We start from the raw sequence: 19,668 nt of genomic DNA, 5'->3' as shown, positions 1-19,668 counted from the left end.
AAATGCCGCGGACATCATCCGCGGCATTTCCAGTTTGCAACAAAGTTGGTTTGAGGTTACCGAACTTCGACCTGCGGCAGTGGTACGATCATCTTTCCGCCGCTTGCCACATAGGCACCGTTCTTGCGGTAGATCTCGTCGAAGAAGCTCCAGGCGAAGACGAGCACATAGTCCGGGCGGTCAGTGCCCAATAGCCGCGAACTGGGAAAGATATCCAGATGTGTTCCAGGCGTCAGGAAACCTTGCTTGGCAGGGGCATCATCTACCATATAGTCGAGCTGAGCTGTCGTCAGGCCACAATATTGCAGCATGGTATTGGCCCGGCCTGAAGCGCCGTAACCGACAATGCTGTGGCCCTTGGTGCGAAGATCGTTGAGAAGCGAAATAAGCTCCGCTTTTCTCTGTGCAATCTGCTCTGAATAGGCCTGATATGTTTCCGGGCGGTCGTATCCGCGCGCGCGTTCGTCGGCCTCCAACTGGCGCGCCGCTTCTGAAATGGTCCGAGCGTGGATACTGTCTTTCTTGGCGACGTAGAAACGGATCGATCCGGCATGGATCGGGATCTGCTTGATGTCGAAGATCACCATGCCGAAGCGTTCGAAATGTTTCATGGCCGAGAGCATGGAGTAGTAATACAGATGTTCGTGGTACATCATGTCGTACTGGCTCTCTTCCAGCACCTTGCCCAGGTAATGGACTTCGAAAACGAAGACGCCATTCGGTGCCAGGCAATCGTAGACGGCTTGCGTCGCCTCACGAATATCGGAAATGTGAGCAAAGACGTTGTTGGCCATGATCATATCGACATGACCGTGTTGATCGACGACCGTCTTGGCGGTTTCGCGGTTGAAGAAGCCGTTGATCAGCGTCAGCCGGTCATCTTCAATGCTTTCCAGGACGTTGCGCGATGCATCGACCCCAATGACAGTGGCGATGCCCTGATCGGCGAGGGGCTTCAGCAGCACGCCATCATTGCAGCCAAATTCCAGAACCTTGGCCTCGGAGGGCTTCAGGAAGCGCTCGGCCATTTCTTTGGCATAGGTGGCAAAATGGTCGCGCAATGTGCCAATCTTGGAGGAGAAATAGAAATACCGCTCGTTGAAAAGCTCTTCCGGTGGCGCATGTTCTTCGACCTGTACTGCATAGCATTCATGGCAAAAGACGATGCGCAACGGATATTTCTTTTCGGCAGGAATTTCAGCTCGCGAAAGGAAAGCGCCCGCCAGCGCCACTTGGCCGAAATCGATGACCGGCGAAAGCTCGCTGCAATCGCAGAATGCGCATTGGGATTTGGACATTTGACTGCTTTCCGTCTTCATGCGGCCCGGTGTTCGGCCAACTCACGCTGTATGTAGTCGAGGCTGAGCAGCAAATCCTTGATGCCCTCAACCGTCAGTCGTTCGGTATTGTGAGAGGTGTAATCTTCCAATTCCGCGACTTCCTTGATGCCTTCGCTGAGATAAGGGCGATAGTTCAAATCACGGTTATCCGCCGGAATGCGATAGTAGCGGCCCATATCTTCGGAGCGGGACATTTCTTCACGGGAAATCAGGGTCTCGAATACTTTTTCCCCGTGGCGCGTGCCGATGACATCCACCGTGCTGTTGCTCTTGAAGATCTCTTTGAGCGCAATGACCAGCTCGCCGACCGTTGCTGCCGGTGCCTTCTGCACGAAGATATCGCCCTGGCGGCCATGGTTGAAAGAATGCAAAACGAGATCGACAGAATCGTCCAGCGACATCAGATATCGCGTCATGTTGGGGTCAGTCACCGTCAAGGGCAGGCCCCGCCGAATTTGCGAAACGAACAGAGGAATGACCGAGCCACGCGATGCCATGACGTTGCCATAGCGGGTCGCGCAAAAGATGGTGTCTTTTTCCGTCAGGTTGCGCGCTTGCGCCACCATGACCTTTTCCATAAGGGCCTTGGTCATGCCCATGGCATTGATGGGGTAGACGGCTTTGTCCGTGCTCAGCACCACGACGCGGGAAACCTTTTGCTCCAGCGCGGCCTTCACCACGTTGTCCGCCCCGATGACATTGGTGCGAATGGCTTCCATCGGATAGAATTCGCACGAGGGCACCTGTTTCAGCGCTGCCGCATGGAATACGAAATCCACGCCGCGAAAGGCTGCATGGACACTCTCGTAGTTGCGGACATCCCCGATATAGGATTTGACGCGCTGATCCTGGAATTGCTGTCGCAACTCTTCCTGCTTTTTCTCGTCACGACTGAAGATACGGATTTCCTCCGCACCATTGTTGAGAAACAACTTCAGAATTCTTTGGCCGAACGAACCCGTTCCGCCGGTAATGGTGATGATCTTACCCTCAAACATGGTGTCCCGCCCATTGCATGTGATTGCTGTGCATATCTCGGATGAGCGCCGGCCAAGAGGCCGGAACATATCCAGTTAGTGTCCGAAAATGGCTTGCATCGAGTGAGCGATCGATTTTCACGCTTGGATCATCGATGACCTCGACCGAAAGCCCGTATTGACGAATGATGAGGCGTGCCAGATCAGCCTTGGAAATTGGTTCTGCGGCAACATGGTAGAGGCCAGTTGCAAGCCTTCCCGAAACGATTTGATCCGTGATCAATCGCGAAAGTTCGGTCGTCGGCAGACCGGAAAAGATCGCCCGTGAAAAGCCGCGGCAGGTTTCTTTCTGCTGCAAGACCCACTCCAGCAGACCGCGCTTTCCTGCCGGGTCCGGACCGATAATGGATGTGCGAAGCGTGGTCACGAAACTGGTATTGCTTTCGCCTAACTGCTTTGCCAGACCATAAATATCGGCCGCATCCGGCAGATCATCCTCGCGGTAGCTGCCTTTTCGCCCGGAAAATACGCCATCCGTGCTGATATGGACGAGGCGGAACTTCATCGAGCCTGCCAGATGCGCTAGGCGCCTGGGCAGTGCCGAAAAGAGGCCGATCATCGTTGGCCAGTCGTTCCACTGCTCCTTCGGCACGGATACGCAATTGATGACGACGTCTGGGCGCGCCTCTTCCAGCAAGGCGATAAGAGGTTGCAGTTCGCGCAAATCCCCACATATCAGCGGCTGGCACTGCGGATGCTCCTGCCAGCTATGGCGCGAGCGACTTGCGGCGACAGCCTCCAGTGCGGGTCTTTGTGCGAGTTCACGCAACATCGCCTGACCGAGAAGCCCTGACGCGCCAAGCACGAGGATACGCTTGGCAGGGGCTGTGTTGCGGCTTTCGGCTGTCATCGAGAATGAATTCTTCCGTTGCAGTGGCCGCCTTGAGGGCGGCCTTCGTTACACGTCACACAACGACGGTGCTGAGGAGATCGGCTTCACTGAAGAGCAGGCCAGGTATGAAGCCTGCGGTGAGGAAGAGTTCGCGCTCCTCTTCCTTCTGGAAAAGAACAACCATCGTTTCCAGGCTTTCGTCATCGCGCACATGATCAATTGAGCGAATATTGATGGTCTCGTTAAGTCCCAGGCCGCGCAGATGCTGCCCCAAATCCTTGGCATTCGGAAAATTGTGAATGATGACATCCGTGACGCCCGCCACTGAATTGGCAATATGCGACAGTGTCTGGATCGCCGCCATTTGCGGGACGGTTTGCATGAAGTGTTGAACTTCACCGCCGCCACCGTGGCCGAAAGCGTTGATGCGAGTGAGAAGCTCATATGCGCGTACGAAATCTCGCGCGGCTACCCAGAAACGCGCAGCCACTGTCATCCGCACCATCGTGAACTCCTCGATCCACAAGGCGTAGGATCGAATGATATCAGGAGCCGTCGAGATCGAGCCACGCCGCTGCCCCACATAGAGCATGTAATCCAGTCCGCCGCGATAACGGTCCCAGGCCCGCATCACTTCGTCTTCACCGGCCGGGGGACGGTCGCGTGCAATGACCGATTCCGTGATAGCGACGTAGAACGGCTTGGCGCGGAAGGTGATCGCGCCCTGATCGAGGAAATGGGCAAGATAGGCGAACGCCCAGTAGCAGAACAAGCGCGACGCCCAGACAGACCGCAGCGCCGAAGCACGGTAAATGCCGGTTTCAGGGAAGATATGGTTACGCAGGATGAATTTGAGCGCTCCATCGAAATCTCCGCGCTTGAAAACATGATCGCGCTGGATGATGAAACTTTGGGCGATATCGGTTCCGGCAACCTCGTTGCGGGTGATCGAAGGTGTGTAGCAGACGCTGGTTTCCGGATGCGCATCCATATAGTTGACCGCATCCAGCACGCCTTCCGCTATCAACTGGTCGTCGTCACCGAGATAGATGATAAGCTCGCCGCGTGCCAGATGCAGGGCGCTTAGCAGGTTCTTCTCATAGCCCACATTGCGCGTGCAGCGGCGATAGACGACGGGCAGTCCCTTATCTGCAAAGTTTTTTGCCACCTCTGCCGTATTATCCTTGGAGCAATCGTCAGATATCACCACTTCGTAGCTGAAGGGGAAGCGGTACTCATCCGCAATCAGACCCAGCAGACGTTCCAGAAAATGAGACCTGTTATAGGTCGGAATGCAAATGCTCAGCTTGATAGGATGATCCATCACTCGCTCCACTCAGGAAATTTTGGCCGCAGGCGCCTCGGATCAGGCGGGACGATAGAAGGGTTCGGTTGATTCCGGCAGGGCAGGTACATCGATATGATCCGGCTCCAGTCCCTGGCGGGCGCGATCGACCATCATCTCGTAGGCCTTTTCCAGATGCTTGCGGAACCGTACGTGATCGAATAGCGGCTTGACGTACTTATTGACCTTCAACCGCTCTTTCAGTTCGAGCGCCAGCTGTGGATTCTCGTAGATTTCCACGGCCTTGCGGAAATAGTCTTCGCTGTCTTGCGCCACCAGTTCCGGCATGCCGATGGCGTGCAGGAGGCTTTCGGAAACGCGAGAGGCGAAATGTGTGCCCTTTTTGGTCAGTACGGGCAGGTTTGCCCATAGCTGTTCCGATGTGGTTGTGTGGCCGTTCACCGGAAAGGTATCGAGACCAAGATCCGCAAGCCCAATGCGTGCAATGTGATCGGCGTACTGCACCAGCGGCGTGAAGGCAAAACGGTTTTGCTTGATGCCGTTCGATACCAGTTTCTTGGTCAGATTGGCATGAGATTCATTGCTGGCGCACAACAGCCAAAGGAAACTGTTCGGCGTTGCCTTCAGGATACGTATCCATAGCTCGATATTCTGCAATGAAATCTTGCGGGTATGGTTGAAAGAAGCAAATACGAAGGTGTCTTCCGGCAGGCCCGCATAATCGCGCGTGTATGGCAGCGGCTGCGGACGGTGCATGACATCGTTCGGCTGGTAGGAATCCGGCAGCCGGCAGAATTTTTCCCAGTAATTGGGTTTTGCATAATCGGGCAGAACATAATGGTCGCCGATGATGTAATCGACATCGATATTCGGCGTTGTGCCAGGGTAGCCCAGCCATTCTACCTGTATGGGAGCAAGCTTGTAGTTCAAAAGATGGGAGCGGCTTTCGCGGGTCTGACCCTTCAGATCGACAATCACATCCATATCGTGGGAGCGGATCGTTCTAACGGCTTCATCCGTGTTCATGTCGTAAATATCAACGACATTGCCCCATTTGCTGCGGACTTCGTCGGAATCCAGACGTTCCCGGTCCGTGTAGCAGAAGATTGTAATGTCGAAGCGGCTGCGGTCGTGATCTTCCAGCACGCCGCGCAAGAGTTTCATCGTCGCGTGGGAACTCCACAAATCCGAGGACAGATAGCCGACGCGGATCTTGTCCGCCCATTGATGCGGCATTCTGCGACGGGAGGCCGTCAAGCCAGGTGGCACGGCATTCGGATCGTAGCCAACGATCTTGTTGATGGCCTCATCATCCTGCCAATGAAGGTGGTAGAAGGGGGATTCAGCCTTGTAGGCACGCGGATCGTTCTTGGCGAAGCTGCGATCGACAATCGGCTGGTACTTTGAAATGGCGTCGTAATCGTTGATCTCTCGCGAGGTCACCAGATAGGTGTGAATGAGAAGCGGGCTATCCGGGTAACGCTTCAGCAGAGACTTGATCGTCATACGATCCCGCTGGTCCTCTGGCATGTTGCTCAAAAGGATCAGCGCCAGGCTGTTATGCTTGGAATCCTTGCTCTCGGCCAGCGTCTTCAAGTAAACGCGCACCAATTCCTTCTCGTTCTTCAACAGGAAGCATGAGGCAATGTAGAAGGCCAGTTCAGGGTCCTTCTGGGCCGCTTCCGCCAAGGGTGCAGAAAGCGCCAGCACGTTATCGAGCTCGTTCAATTCGTACCAAAGCTGGATAGCCTTGCGTCTTGCCGCATCTGCCTTGCTGCCACCGGCTTCGGCGGCGAGCTGGAAAGTCTGTGCTGCCTCCCGCTTCATGTCCATCTTCAGCAGCGTTTCGCCCAAAAGCGTGTAGACCGTGGAGTCAGACTGGTCGTCCATCAGCACGTTCAGCGCTTCCAGGGTCTTGTTATAATCTCCCTCGCGAAAGCTCTTTTTCGCAGATTTGTAGAGAGGATGATGTGACACTTTGGCTCCGCTTCAGACGCGTATTGGTAAAATCGTTCAATTCCAGCGTAAGGCGCGAAACTTGCCCCAAACCGACTCGCTGTCTTGTGGGATAGGGACAATTTCGACTCGCCGTTTAATGAATCTGCAAGGAATCCCTGTGATTATCATCCCCATATGACGCGTTTGGTTTCGCGGTTACGAAACCGAGTGGCATGAAGCCGATCGTCATTGCCGGTAATCCAGTCCGGTATGTCCCCAAAAAGTAATCTGTAACAAGGGACTAGAATTCGATGACTTCCATTATGACCAACTCTGCAGCTCTCTCCGCTCTCTCCACGCTGCGTTCGATCAGCTCGGGCATGGAGCAGACGCAGAACCGTATTTCTTCCGGTTACCGTGTTGAGAACGCCTCCGACAACGCTGCTTACTGGTCGATCGCGACGACCATGCGTTCGGACAACAAGGCTCTGAGCACTGTCAAGGACGCACTCGGCCTCGGCGCTGCAACCACAGACACCGCTTACACAGCTTTGAACAGCTCCATCAGCGTTGTTGACCAGATCAAGACGAAGATCACTGCCGCTTCGCAGCCAGGCGTTGACAAGGGCAAGGTTCAGAAGGAAATCGACCAGCTGCAGGACCAGCTGCTTTCGATTGCCAAGTCTGCTTCCTTCTCTGGTCAGAACTGGGTTTACGAAAAGGCTGGCGTCAACACGGCTGGCACGCAGTCCATCGTTGGCTCCTTCAACCGCGACGCTTCCGGCAACATCAGCCTGACGACGCTGCAGTACAACACGACCAGCTCCAAGCTGATCGCTGAATTGGCAAGCGCCGGTTCCTACTCCACCGCTTCCGGCATGCTGACGAAGGTCTACACAGCCAACTACACCAACTCCGTTGGCGTTCAGACCGTTGGTTCGCTCGGTGGTGGTTCGCTCGGCGAAAGCATCCTGACGCTCGACATCTCCAACGCTTCTGTTGACGATCTGTCGAAGGCTCTTTCCGTTACGGAAGCTGCTCTGAAGGACATGACCAACGCAGCTGCTGACATCGGTGCTGTAAACGCTCGTATCGACCTCCAGTCGACCTTCGTAAACGACCTGATGGACTCCATCGAAAAGGGCGTTGGCAAGCTGGTTGATGCCGACATGAACGAAGAGTCGACCCGCCTCAAGGCTCTGCAGACGCAGCAGCAGCTTGGCATCCAGGCTCTGTCGATCGCCAACAGCGACTCGCAGAACATTCTGTCGCTCTTCCGGTAATCGACAGATCCATCCCAATCCTAAAGATCGCGCTCCGAAAGGGGCGCGATTTTTTTATGCGCGCTATTCCATCTATAAATCATGCGCTGCTGACGCATGTCGTGCAAATCCTATGCGGTTTTGCGGGAGCGACTGCTGCTAAAAAAATGACTTTCAATCGCAAGACGCAGTCTGGATGACCGCTATCTGCTTTGGGATTAACGCCCACAGGTGGGTCAGACGCGCTTGGATAAAAATTATGGAAAATTTTTTATAAATTTAAGAGTTTAGCAAGGAAAACCAACGATAAATGTCTGCATATGACGCGGCGGTTCACAATTTTGAAACCGAGTGGCATGAAGCCGATCGTCATTGCCGGTAATCCAGTCCGGTATGTCCCCAAAAAGTAAACTGTAACAAGGGACTAGAATTCGATGACTTCCATTATGACCAACACCGCAGCCCTTTCTGCTCTCTCGACCCTGCGTTCGATCAGCTCGGGTATGGAAGAGACGCAGAGCCGTATTTCCTCCGGTTACCGCGTTGAGAACGCATCTGACAACGCTGCTTACTGGTCGATCGCAACGACCATGCGTTCGGACAACAAGGCTCTGAGCACTGTCAAGGACGCACTCGGCCTCGGCGCTGCAACCACAGACACCGCTTACACGGCTCTGAAGAGCTCTATCGGCGTTGTTGACCAGATCAAGATGAAGATCACTGCCGCTTCGCAGCCAGGCGTTGATAAGTCCAAGGTTCAGAAAGAAGTCGACCAGCTGCAGGACCAGCTGCTTTCGATTGCCAAGTCTGCTTCCTTCTCCGGTCAGAACTGGGTTTACGAAAAGGCTGGCGTCAACACGGCTGGCACGCAGGCTATCGTTGGCTCCTTCAACCGCGACGCTTCCGGCAACATCAGCCTGACGACGCTGCAGTACAACACGACCAGCTCCAAGCTGGTTGCTGAATTGGCAAGCGCCGGTTCCTACTCCACCGCCTCCGGCATGCTGACGAAGGTCTACACGGCCAACTACACCAACTCCGTTGGCGTGCAGACTGTTGGCTCGCTCGGTGGTGGTTCGCTCGGCGAAAGCATCCTGACGCTCGACATCACCAATGCAACGGTCGATCAGTTGTCAATTGCGCTTTCTGTTACGGAAGCTGCTCTGAAGGACATGACCAACGCAGCTGCTGACATCGGTGCTGTAAACGCTCGTATCGATCTGCAGACAAGCTTCGTCAACGACCTGACCGACTCCATCGAAAAGGGCGTGGGCAAGCTGGTTGATGCTGACATGAACGAAGAGTCGACCCGCCTCAAGGCTCTGCAGACGCAGCAGCAGCTTGGTATCCAGGCTCTGTCGATCGCCAACAGCGACTCGCAGAACATTCTGTCGCTCTTCCGTTAATCGACAGATCCATCCCAATCTTAAAGATCGCGCTCCGAAAGGGCGCGATTTTTTTTATGCATCATGATTCGGGAAGTCTCAGGCGTTGACCTCGACACATGCCTGCAGCGCGAATCGGAAGAGTGTCGAGAGCGTTTTAATGGCATCGAACACTCTGGCAGTCACAATGTTAACGAATATTGGCCGCCGCACGCTCATCATAGCCGATATTGCTTGCGTAATTCCGCTCATTTTGGCGGATTTACCCCCGTAAATCCGCCCAGCTGCCGAAATGCATTAAAACTTCCGAACGCGGATTTAGTCTTTGTTAACCTTAATAGAATTATATGAAGACACACAAGCGGTGCGCCCGAAGGCAGAGAACCTGAGCGGGCGAGCATGACGCAAGCCACCCCTTGCCGGCAAACCCGGAGTTTCTCGTCAATTGTATTTCAGTAGGGGCATCCTATGACCAGCATTCTGACCAACACCGCAGCGATTGCAGCTCTGTCTACCCTGCGCTCGATCAGCAGCAACATGGAGCAGACCCAGAGCGCGATCTCCTCCGGCTATCGCATTGAAGATGCATCTGACAACGCTGCTTACTGGTCGATCGCAACGACCATGCGTTCGGACAACAATGCTCTGAGCACTGTCAAGGACGCACTCGGCCTCGGCGCTGCAACCACAGACACCGCTTACACGGCTCTGAAGAGCTCCATCAGCGTTGTTGACCAGATCAAGATGAAGATCACTGCCGCTTCGCAGCCAGGCGTTGACAAGGGCAAGATCCAGAAGGAAATCGACCAGCTGCAGGACCAGCTGCTTTCGATTGCCAAGTCTGCTTCCTTCTCCGGTCAGAACTGGGTTTACGAAAAGGCTGGCGTCAACACGGCTGGCACGCAGTCCATCGTTGGCTCCTTCAACCGCGACGCTTCCGGCAACATCAGCCTGACGACGCTGCAGTACAACGCGACCAACTCCAAGCTGATCGCTGAATTGGCAAGCGCCGGTTCCTACTCCACCGCTTCCGGTATCCTGACGAAGGTCTACACGGCCAACTACACCAACTCCGTTGGCGTTCAGACCGTTGGTTCGCTCGGTGGTGGTTCGCTCGGCGAAAGCATCCTGACGCTCGACATCACCAATGCAACGGTCGATCAGTTGTCGGTTGCCCTTTCCGTTACGGAAGCAGCGCTTCAGGACATGACCGATGCAGCTGCTGACATCGGTGCCATGAATGCGCGTATCGATCTGCAGACAAGCTTCGTCAACGACCTGACCGACTCCATCGAAAAGGGCGTTGGCAAGCTGGTTGATGCCGACATGAACGAAGAGTCGACCCGCCTCAAGGCTCTGCAGACGCAGCAGCAGCTTGGCATCCAGGCTCTGTCGATCGCCAACAGCGACTCGCAGAACATCCTGACACTCTTCCGTCAGTAATAACGGATTATCGATAGCTACTTGGAGAGGCCGCGCCGTTGGGTGCGGCCTTTTCCGTTGTCTAAGCTATTGACTGACGAAGAGCCTTTCCATCCTGTAAAATGCCAGCCTGACTTCAAAAAAGATTGGTAATTCGAGTAGTTTGCGTTCCAACGCCAGCCTCGCACAAGCAGAATCCAGCTTTATCGGTTTCAAGACAAGCCAGCCGCCGGTTTGCCTTCGGGCATTTGAGCGCGCGCATTGTTTCAGAACGCCGAACGCTGTGTCACGTCGTGGCTGTGCGTAAGCATGATGCTGTCGCGCGTTGCCGGTGAGGCTCCGGCATGTCCCGTTTCGCATCCAGGGGCAATCCTTTATGACCAGTATTATTACCAACACGGGCGCACTTGCCGCGCTTCAGACGCTTCGTTCCGTAAACCAGAACATGGAGCAGGTTCAGGCCCGGATTTCCTCGGGCTATCGCGTCGAAAAGGCAGCAGACAACGCGGCCTATTGGTCTATCGCGACGACCATGCGTTCAGATAACAAGGCGCTCAGCACGGTTCAGGACGCATTGGGATTGGGTGCCGCCAAGACGGACACGGCCTATACGGGTCTTGAGTCCGCCATCAAGGTTGTTGATCAGATCAAGTCCAAGATCACCGCGGCTTCCGAGCCGGGCGTTGACAAGACCAAGATCGACAAGGAATTGCAGCAGCTCAAGAATCAGCTGGCTTCCATTGCCGAATCTGCCTCCTTCTCCGGCGAGAACTGGCTATTTAACAGCAGCACCGTGGGTGCTGGCCCGAAAAATATCGTGGCGTCATTCAACCGTGCAGCAGATGGCGCGGTTTCTTTGACCACGCTTGAGTTCAATGCGGCCAATTCGATCATGATCGACACATCCAGTGCGGGTCGGGGCATTTTGACCAAGGACTGGACCGTGAACCAAACGACGTCCGCCGGTACGGTCGTGACGGCTGCCTATTACCTGGTCAATGCCAGCTCGGCGAGCATGGGTTCCGGCACTGAGATCAAGCTGGATGCCAACACGACGACGGAACAGCTGGGGGGAATGCTGAACGCTGTCGAAAATATGCTTCAGCAATTGACGGATTCGGCTTCCGCGCTCGGTGCTATCACCAGCCGTATCGATATGCAGACGGCGTTCGTTTCCTCTCTGATGGATTCGATCGACAAAGGTGTGGGCAAACTGGTCGATGCCGACATGAACGAGGAATCGACCCGCCTGAAGGCGCTGCAAACACAGCAGCAGCTGGGCATCCAGTCGCTTTCGATCGCCAACACTAATGCGGAAAATATTCTGCAGCTGTTCAAACAGTAAGACGATCACCAAAGCGCATGCCGCGCCTTGGTCAAAGTTGGGCCGCGATCCGCCAGTTCGCGGCCCAATCTTCATTTTCGCGCAAGTTTGACTGCCTATGGTTTCGAAATATTCACGCTCTTTGTTTTTAATCTGGAAAGCGTGAAAGAACCCAGTGCAGCGGAGTCAATGGTATCCATGGCGTTGACCGGTCCATCCCATCCCTCTTCCCAAGCCGTCGCTTGCAGTGCTGTCTGTGCATGCGGGCAGGAGATTTCTTGATGACCGCACCTCTTGCCCGTTACCTCAAAGATTTTTCCTCTGCTCCGCCGCCGGTTGTTGCGCCGGTGATGGATGAGCCCGATTTCGGTGCCTCGTTTTCATTCGAGCCCACGGTGGATTTCATGCCTTCCATCGATGTGGAAGCAGAACGTGCCGCGGCTTTCGAGGACGGCAAGGCAGAAGGTGAGCGTTTGGCTGCCGCCGCCCATGAGGCTGAGCGCGAGCAACTTGAGGCTGAACATGCCCGCGCTCTTGCGGCCCTTCGCGAGCAATTGGAAGGGGAGGCGGTCATCCATCTGGAAAACCAGATTCGCAGCATGCGCGATGCGCTGGCCATGACGCTGGAAGATCTGACTGCGGCTGCACTTGCGCCTGTTTTACAAGCGGCACTTGCTGCCAAAGCCGCCGAAGACCTCGCCGATATGGTCCGCGATATTCTCACCAGCGAAGGGGTGACGCGCTTGACCGTCAAGGGCCCGATTGCCCTGTTTGAGAAGTTCCGCGATGCCTTGGGTGCTGAAGCGCCCGAGTTGCGTCACATTGAAAATGACGATCTCGACCTCTCTGTCGATATTGATGAATCGGTGCTGGTAACGCGTCTTTCCGCCTGGGCCGGTAGTGTGAAGAAAGTGCTGGGATGAGCGAGCAAAACCACCATCACGGCAAGAATGAAATCATTATTGTCAAGAAGCATGGCGGCGGTCACGATGGCCACCATGGCGGCGCGTGGAAGATCGCCTATGCCGACTTCATGACAGCCATGATGGCCTTCTTCCTCGTTATGTGGCTCGTCAACGCTGCCAACGAAGAAACGAAAGCGTCCGTTGCCAGCTATTTCAATCCGATCAAGCTTTCTGATGAGACGCCCGCGCAGAAGGGTCTTAAAAAGCCTGTCGATGCAGCGGAAGGCCAGGAGCAGAAGGAACGCTCCAAGGTCAAGGCTGATGCCGATCAGGTTGGCGCTGCCGCCGCAACCGGCGAGGACATGACCAAAAGCTCAGGCGATCAGGCTAATTTTTCGGAGGCTGATTTTTTCCAGAACCCCTATTCGGTTCTTGCTGAAATTGCCCAGGAAGTCGGCCAGCAGGCGAATGTCAGCGCAAAGGGTGAGGGTGGTGCCAGCTCTTCCGGTCCCGCTACCGGCGCGGATGGCGGTGAGGCGTATCGCGATCCATTCGATCCTGATTTCTGGACCAAGCAGATTGAAGTGACGAAGGCCGACGGACAGAACAAGGCACCTGCTGAAAAGCAGCCGGTCGATCCTTCAGCGCAAGCGATGCAGGAAATGCTGCCGCAGACCCCGCCAGCCCAACAGGCTGCAACTGCGACGGATGTCAGCAAACAGCCGGATACGGCCAAGATTGAGATGGCATCCGTTGCTGTGCCGCAGACGCGGCCCGATGCTGCCACCCAGCAGGCTGATGCTGCTGCCGCCGCTGCGGAAGCGCGCAAGGCAGAGGACCTTAAGAAGGAAATCGAAAGCCAGATTTCCGGTGTGGCTGGCAAGTTGGCAGAGGGCTTGGTGGTGACGCCAAGTGAGGGCGGCCTGCTGATCACGATATCCGACCAGCTGAACACTCCGATGTTCGACATTGGCTCTGCCGTTCCGCGCAAGGAGCTGGTTCTGGCAATGGAAAAGATTGGCACCATCTTGAAAGACCGCAAAGGCGATGTGCTCATTCGCGGCCACACGGATGCGCGTCCGTTCAAGTCCGGCGAAAACGATAACTGGCGGCTTTCTGCTGCCCGCGCTCACAGTGCCTATTTCATGCTGGTCAAGGGTGGGCTGACTGAAGATCGGGTCAAGCAGATATCCGGCTATGCCGATCGCCGCTTGCAAGTGCCGGAAAATCCCATGGCCGACCAGAACCGGCGCATCGAAATTCTGCTTGAGGACGGTAAGGCTTGATGATCCGGCGTCTACGGCACCCTTTCTCCTTGCTTGCGGCAACGGCGCTTTCTGCCGTCTGGCCGGCCATTTCGGGTGCCCAACAGGTGGATGACAATCTGGAGCCGTACCAGATGGTGCGCTCCCTGCAATTTGTGCAGGATACGGTGGTCATGGGCGACCATTCCGCCGGTGAAATGCAAAAATTTCTTCTGGCTACAATCGATAAGCGACTTCGCTCGTCCTCGCTGAAGGTTTTCGATGATCCGCGCAACGTGGATGCAGCGCTCATCTATGCCATGAGCGGCGGAAATCCGGCCACGCTTGAATATCTTGTCTCAAAGGATGCATCGGGCAATTTCGATAACCGTGTTGCCAACGCCTTGCGAAAATATCTCGCAGGGCGCGGGACGATGGTCTCCGGCGGACTTTCAGAAATGGTGCCCGAATATCGCGATCACCGGATTGGCCCCTATCTCGCGCTCGTGGCCGGGAATGTCATGATTGCGGGCGATCGAAAGAAAGCGCTGTCCTTCTACGATACGGCTAGGTTGCTGGCGCCAGGTACGATTGTCGAAGAAGCGGCACTACGTCGCTCCATCGCGGTATCCGTGGAAGATGGAAATGCCCTTCAAGGGCTTCACTATGCGCGGCAATATGCGCGCCGCTTTTCTCACTCGCCCTATGCCAGCCAGTTTGCCGATCTATTTGTAACACTTGCGGTCGATCATTTCGGTGAGGTTTCCATCGATGATGTGGATGGAGCTCTTGAAGTGATGGACAATGATCGCGCCCAGGAAATTTTCCTGCGCATGGCGCGTCAGGCCGCGATCAAGGGTAAACCCGAACTTGCCAAGCTGGCTGCGGATCGCGCCGGTCAACGCACAGATGGTGCTCGCGAAACAGGAGCAACCGCCGCAAAGCTGTTCGAAAGCGTTTCGCAAGTCTCTACCTCTCAGGTTCAGGAAACAGTCAAGGCCCTGGAACAAATTCCCGATGAGGCATTGAGCGCTGAGGACAGAGCGCTTCGCGATGCCGCACGCCGGGTGGCGGCAGAAGTGGTGCGGCAGCCGAGCCTCGAAAGCCTGGAGCAAGACAAGGCAGTTAACCTCGAAAATCAGATCAGTGCAGAGCAAACCTCTGCTTTGCCCGGGCATGACGCCGCGGGCGCCGCAGCCGGAGCAAATTCGCCCCCCTCGGCAGACGCGCATGCGCTCGACCCCGACTTCAAGACATTCGTCGACAGAGGCCGATCGAGATTGGGCGCTATCGACGATATGCTCAAGGAGGAGAGATAAGTCATGCTGCCACCCTTTTTGAATACACCTGCTCCCGGCCCGACAGCCGCACCTCAGGATCAGCCTCGCGCTGGTAACAAAGGGGAGGATGACGGCTTCGGCAAAACCCTTTCGAGCCTTAACCGGCGTGAATCCAAGCTTTCAAGCGATAGTCCAGGAAATGGTCGTCTCAACGAGAGCCGGGATGACGAGCATAACAGCGACGAGGAAGGTCCGGGCAATCGTCGGATCAGCATCTCATCCGCGGCTCTTATCGGCTCTGGCGCATTAAAGGCGGCCAATACCGCAGCACTCGCCGATGGCAAAATGCTTGCGTTGAAAAGCAAGAGCGCGAACGACATGGGGGCCGAGGCTGGCGACCTGGAGAAGAACGCGCTGGCAGAGGCCAAACTCTCTGGCAAGATGGCTGCAGCAAAAAAGAAAGACGCTGTTGTCGATCCTCTTGCGACAAAGGGCGAGACAGACCAGGCAGCTGGTGAGGCCAAAGACGAACCTGAGGCCCAGGCAACGGCAACATCTATTGAGCCGGATGTCAAAACCGTTCTGTCTCTGCTTACCGGGCAGGACATGCAGGCTTTGAATGGTCTGGCGCAGGCCGCAGGCCTTCAAAAAACCATGGGCCGTAGCGACACGAATACGGAAAAGACGTCCCGCGGAAGTGACAGGCTGGATATGGCGCAATTGGCTGCGGCGGGCGCTGGCAAGGGTGAGGAGAGCTCTGATGCGCTCTCTATGCCGGGCCAGGTTGAAGGCGGCAGCGGACGTACGTTCCACCTGGCAAGCCAGCGGAGCGGCGCGAGCATGGACATGACGATCTCAACTGCCAGCGATGGCAAGGCACGTTTTGACGTCACACGCGGCGGCAACGGTTCTAGCGAAACCGTGACCGTGCTCGACGCGCGCCGTTTCCTCGGCTTCAATCTGTCCAATAATGCGGCAGCACTCACCTCGGCCATGACAAACGAGCCGGAATGGACGTCTGCCATGCATCCAAGCGCGTCCCTTTCCAACGCTGCTTCCCAGAGCAGCACCGGCAATGTGGTGAATACGCTCAAGCTACAGATGACGCCGCACGATTTGGGAATGGTGACTGCAACGCTGAAACTGACCGGCGATCAGCTGACCGTTCATCTGACCGTGGAAACCCGCGCGGCACACAATCAACTCTCGCAGGATAGCTCTGGAATACTTGATGCTCTGCGCTCACAGGGCTTTACGGTCGATCAGGTCTCGGTCAGCATAACGCCTTCGCCGCAGGCGTCCGATGGATCAAGCCAGGGGGGCGATCTGGGGCAACGCGGGGCCGCTCTCGGCCAACAGGGCAGCGGTGGGCAGGGGCAATCCGGCCGCTCAGGCTCCTCTTTCAATTCAGGAATGGATTCCAATGATCATGTCTCGGATTCGCGTGTTGCTGCCGCTGGCGGCGACGCTCGCTCTGACGATATCTATCTCTGAGGCCAAGGCGGTTGCAGCAGGCGCGTGTGAACGCGAGATTCAGGCCGCAGCAGCCAAATATCAGATCCCGGAAGGTATTCTCTACTCGGTCGGTCTCGCGGAGACCGGGCGAAAGGGAAGCCTCTATCCCTGGGCGCTGAATATCGAGGGCAAGGCCTATTTTCCGGAGACGCCGGCCGCAGCCATGCAGGCTTTTGTCGAGGCCAAAAGGCAGGGGCGGGTGCTGATCGACATGGGCTGCATGCAGATCAATCACCATTTTCACGGCGAGAATTTCTCCTCAGTACAGGAGATGTTGGACCCTCAGCGCAACGTGGAATACGCGGCAAAATTCCTCCGCAACCTGCATGACCGACATGAAACCTGGACTATGGCGGTAGCCAGATACCATGCTGGACCCAATAACGATCCCGCCCAGAAGCAGTATGTGTGCCGTGTCATGTCCAATCTGGTCGCAACCGGCTATGGCAAGTGGACACCAGCAGCTGCAAAATTCTGTCAATGAACACAACTAATAGTTTGTTGACGAAAGCATTAGTTGACCAACTCGCCGATTGTCACTGATTTGGCGAAAAAGTGGCCAATCAAGGGCATCTTTATAGGGCGTTAACTTTTCCACTGAAAATTTGTGCGGCTTTTTGGCGAGACCCACTAGATATAGCGCAAATCGGAACAGCATCCTTAATCAACTATTAAAAGCTATGGTTAATTTTAGGTAGTTGTTCATGAAGGCTGCGATTCGTACCCATAGTCCATCGAGGCACCACACTGATTCGGAGGCGGACGAATGATCGTAGTGGTTGATGAGCGTGAGCTTGTTAAAGAGGGTTACACCTCACTTTTTGGACGCGAGGGCGTACCCTCAACAGGATTTGATCCCCGTGAGTTTGGGGAATGGGTCAACACGGCAGCAGATACAGACATTGCTGCGGTGGAAGCATTTTTGATCGGCCAGAGCGAGCATGCACTCGAATTGCCACGCGCAATTCGTGATCGTACCTCGGCTCCTGTCATCGCAGTCAGCGATCAGCCTTCCCTGGAAGCAACGCTTGCCCTCTTCGACAGCGGCGTCGATGATGTGGTGCGCAAGCCAGTGCATCCGCGTGAGATTTTGGCGCGTGCGGCAGCTATTCGCCGCCGTGTAAAAGCGTTGGCGAACTTCACCGATGTCGGCTCCATTCGCGTGTTCGACGATGGCCGCGACCCGGAAATCCAGGGCGAGGTTTTCCCTCTTCCACGGCGCGAGCGTCGCATTCTCGAATACCTAGTCGCCAATCGCGGTCGTCGGGTTTCCAAGACCCAGATCTTCAACGCGATCTACGGCATCTTCGATGAAGAGGTCGAAGAAAATGTGGTCGAGAGCCACATCAGCAAGCTGCGCAAGAAGCTGCGCAAGAAGCTCGGCTTCGATCCGGTCGATAGCAAGCGCTTCCTCGGCTACTGCATCGACTGGAACTGACACAACTTTCGCATCATGTTGCGCAATCTTTACGCGCTATTAGCTAGTTTGAGCCCCGGAAATCGACATAGGTTTCCGGGGTTTGTATTTTGTTTACCTCGGAGAATGCCCCGGTCTGCTCCTACTATCAGGATGTGTGGAAAGGCTGATGAACAGCCAAACAGCCAGCTTCACGCAAGGCCCGTCATCTAGTGTCGTCGTATAGGCAGAACGAGGATTTGATATGAGCCTTTACGGAACCATGCGAACCGGCGTGTCCGGTATGAATGCCCAAGCCAATCGCCTGAGCACGGTGGGCGACAACATTGCCAATTCCAGCACCGTTGGCTACAAAAAGGCCTCCACTCAGTTCTCGTCGATGGTATTGCCCTCTACGGGCGGAAACTACAATTCCGGCGGCGTCAACACAACCATTCGCTATTCAATTGGCGACCAGGGTGCTTTGACCGGCACGACATCCGCGACCGATCTGGCGATCGATGGCCAAGGCTTCTTCATCGTTTCTGCAGCCGATGGCGCTGACTATCTTACGCGCGCTGGTAATTTCGAGGTTCAGGACGACGGCAGCTTGAAAAATGCTGCTGGCTTCACGCTGATGGGTTACCCCTATTCGTCCACGACCGACCCGACCATCGTCATCAACGGCTTTGAAGGTCTCAGCAAGATCAACGTCAATGCTGGCGGAATGTCGGCCACGCCGTCGAGCGCAGGCTTTGTCTCGGGCAACCTGCCGGCCAACGAGGCGATCGGCTATAAAAAGGCATCTTCAGTGGTTGCCTATGATAGCCAGGGCAACTCACGTCTCTTGAACATGGAATTCGAGAAGACGGGCAATAATGCCTGGACTGTCGATATCAGCTACACAGACCCAACGTCTGGCACGACGACGGCCTTGGCAAGCTCCGCCATCACATTTGACGTCAATGGCAAACTGCTGACGCCCACGACGCCTGTGACCACGACTGCCATGCCGATCAACGGCGCTCAGCTGGCAAGCCTAAGCATCGACATCGCCAACAATGTACAGCTAGGTGCAGCCTACACGATCACCGGCAATATCAACGGCCAGGGTGCAAGCGCTGTCGACAAGGTGAAGATCAGCGAAGATGGCATCGTTTCCATTCTCTATAAGAATGGTCAGTCGGTTCCGAAATATCGCATCGCCATGGCCAATGTACAAAGCCCGAACAACCTGACGCCTCTTGCTGGCAATGTCTATTCGCAAAGCAATGACTCTGGTGTTGTCGTCATGGGTTATGCGGGCAGCACCGGCTACGGCAAAATCAAGTCAGGCGCATTGGAAAACTCCAACGTCGATATCGCCGACGAACTGACGCAGATGATCGAATCCCAGCGAAACTACACTGCCAATTCCAAGGTGTTCCAGACCGGTTCGGAACTATTGGATGTTCTGGTGAACCTGAAGCGTTAAGGCGGACC

16 protein-coding genes are annotated in these 19,668 nt (G+C 55.5%); 11 read left to right on the top strand and 5 right to left on the bottom strand.

Annotated elements, in window-relative coordinates; all coding sequences use genetic code 11:
* Window positions 1-56: 56 nt before the first annotated feature.
* From AC0JZ1_RS13760 to AC0JZ1_RS13740, 5 genes are read right to left on the bottom strand one after another with little or no spacing between them, the layout of a single operon-like run.
* A complete protein-coding gene (locus AC0JZ1_RS13760; protein WP_471882914.1) occupies window positions 57-1,298 on the bottom strand; it encodes a methyltransferase domain-containing protein in 1,242 nt (413 codons plus the stop codon).
* 17 nt (window positions 1,299-1,315) lie between these two features.
* A complete protein-coding gene (locus AC0JZ1_RS13755) occupies window positions 1,316-2,338 on the bottom strand; it encodes an SDR family NAD(P)-dependent oxidoreductase (RefSeq protein ID WP_471882913.1) in 1,023 nt (340 codons plus the stop codon).
* Window positions 2,331-3,227 carry a dTDP-4-dehydrorhamnose reductase family protein gene (locus AC0JZ1_RS13750; protein WP_471882912.1) on the bottom strand — a complete coding sequence of 299 codons (897 nt, stop codon included), beginning with the start codon at window positions 3,225-3,227 and terminating at the stop codon, window positions 2,331-2,333. Before AC0JZ1_RS13750 ends, AC0JZ1_RS13755 begins: the two co-directional genes overlap by 8 nt.
* A 55-nt stretch (window positions 3,228-3,282) precedes the next feature.
* Window positions 3,283-4,533 (bottom strand): glycosyltransferase family 2 protein, encoded by a 1,251-nt coding sequence (locus AC0JZ1_RS13745; RefSeq protein ID WP_471882911.1) that lies wholly within the window; start codon window positions 4,531-4,533, stop codon window positions 3,283-3,285.
* A gap of 42 nt (window positions 4,534-4,575) precedes the next feature.
* On the bottom strand, window positions 4,576-6,492 hold the full coding sequence (locus AC0JZ1_RS13740; protein WP_471882910.1) for an O-linked N-acetylglucosamine transferase, SPINDLY family protein: 1,917 nt from the start codon (window positions 6,490-6,492) through the stop codon (window positions 4,576-4,578).
* A gap of 272 nt (window positions 6,493-6,764) precedes the next feature.
* Here AC0JZ1_RS13740 and AC0JZ1_RS13735 point away from each other — a divergent pair, with 272 nt between their 5' ends.
* The 11 genes from AC0JZ1_RS13735 (at window position 6,765) to AC0JZ1_RS13685 (ending at window position 19,660) form a co-directional block, all read left to right on the top strand.
* A complete protein-coding gene (locus AC0JZ1_RS13735; protein WP_471882909.1) occupies window positions 6,765-7,736 on the top strand; it encodes a flagellin N-terminal helical domain-containing protein in 972 nt (323 codons plus the stop codon).
* A 413-nt stretch (window positions 7,737-8,149) separates the two neighbouring features.
* A complete protein-coding gene (locus AC0JZ1_RS13730; protein ID WP_471882908.1) occupies window positions 8,150-9,121 on the top strand; it encodes a flagellin N-terminal helical domain-containing protein in 972 nt (323 codons plus the stop codon).
* Between the two features lie 447 nt (window positions 9,122-9,568).
* Window positions 9,569-10,543: a flagellin N-terminal helical domain-containing protein gene (locus tag AC0JZ1_RS13725; RefSeq protein ID WP_471882907.1), complete on the top strand. Its 975-nt coding sequence runs from the start codon at window positions 9,569-9,571 to the stop codon at window positions 10,541-10,543.
* Window positions 10,544-10,898: 355 nt separating this feature from the next.
* A complete protein-coding gene (locus tag AC0JZ1_RS13720) occupies window positions 10,899-11,867 on the top strand; it encodes a flagellin N-terminal helical domain-containing protein (protein ID WP_471882906.1) in 969 nt (322 codons plus the stop codon).
* Window positions 11,868-12,127: 260 nt separating this feature from the next.
* Window positions 12,128-12,769 carry a hypothetical protein gene (locus AC0JZ1_RS13715; RefSeq protein WP_471882905.1) on the top strand — a complete coding sequence of 214 codons (642 nt, stop codon included), beginning with the start codon at window positions 12,128-12,130 and terminating at the stop codon, window positions 12,767-12,769.
* A complete protein-coding gene (locus tag AC0JZ1_RS13710; RefSeq protein ID WP_471882904.1) occupies window positions 12,766-14,037 on the top strand; it encodes a MotB family protein in 1,272 nt (423 codons plus the stop codon). Before AC0JZ1_RS13715 ends, AC0JZ1_RS13710 begins: the two co-directional genes overlap by 4 nt.
* Window positions 14,034-15,314: a chemotaxis protein MotC gene (motC, locus tag AC0JZ1_RS13705; RefSeq protein WP_471882903.1), complete on the top strand. Its 1,281-nt coding sequence runs from the start codon at window positions 14,034-14,036 to the stop codon at window positions 15,312-15,314. Before AC0JZ1_RS13710 ends, motC begins: the two co-directional genes overlap by 4 nt.
* A gap of 3 nt (window positions 15,315-15,317) precedes the next feature.
* Window positions 15,318-16,769, top strand: coding sequence for a flagellar hook-length control protein FliK (gene fliK / locus AC0JZ1_RS13700; RefSeq protein ID WP_471882902.1), 1,452 nt, complete (start codon window positions 15,318-15,320; stop codon window positions 16,767-16,769).
* Window positions 16,705-17,274, top strand: coding sequence for a transglycosylase SLT domain-containing protein (locus tag AC0JZ1_RS13695; protein WP_471882901.1), 570 nt, complete (start codon window positions 16,705-16,707; stop codon window positions 17,272-17,274). The genes fliK and AC0JZ1_RS13695 overlap by 65 nt, the downstream gene beginning before the upstream one ends.
* A gap of 282 nt (window positions 17,275-17,556) precedes the next feature.
* A complete protein-coding gene (rem, locus tag AC0JZ1_RS13690; RefSeq protein ID WP_471882900.1) occupies window positions 17,557-18,228 on the top strand; it encodes a transcriptional activator Rem in 672 nt (223 codons plus the stop codon).
* Between the two features lie 223 nt (window positions 18,229-18,451).
* Window positions 18,452-19,660 (top strand): flagellar hook protein FlgE, encoded by a 1,209-nt coding sequence (locus AC0JZ1_RS13685; protein WP_471882899.1) that lies wholly within the window; start codon window positions 18,452-18,454, stop codon window positions 19,658-19,660.
* Window positions 19,661-19,668: the final 8 nt, after the last annotated feature.

It is taken from the genome of Affinirhizobium capsici, from assembly GCF_977018625.1.
This window is presented reverse-complemented; position numbering and strand designations above follow the sequence as displayed.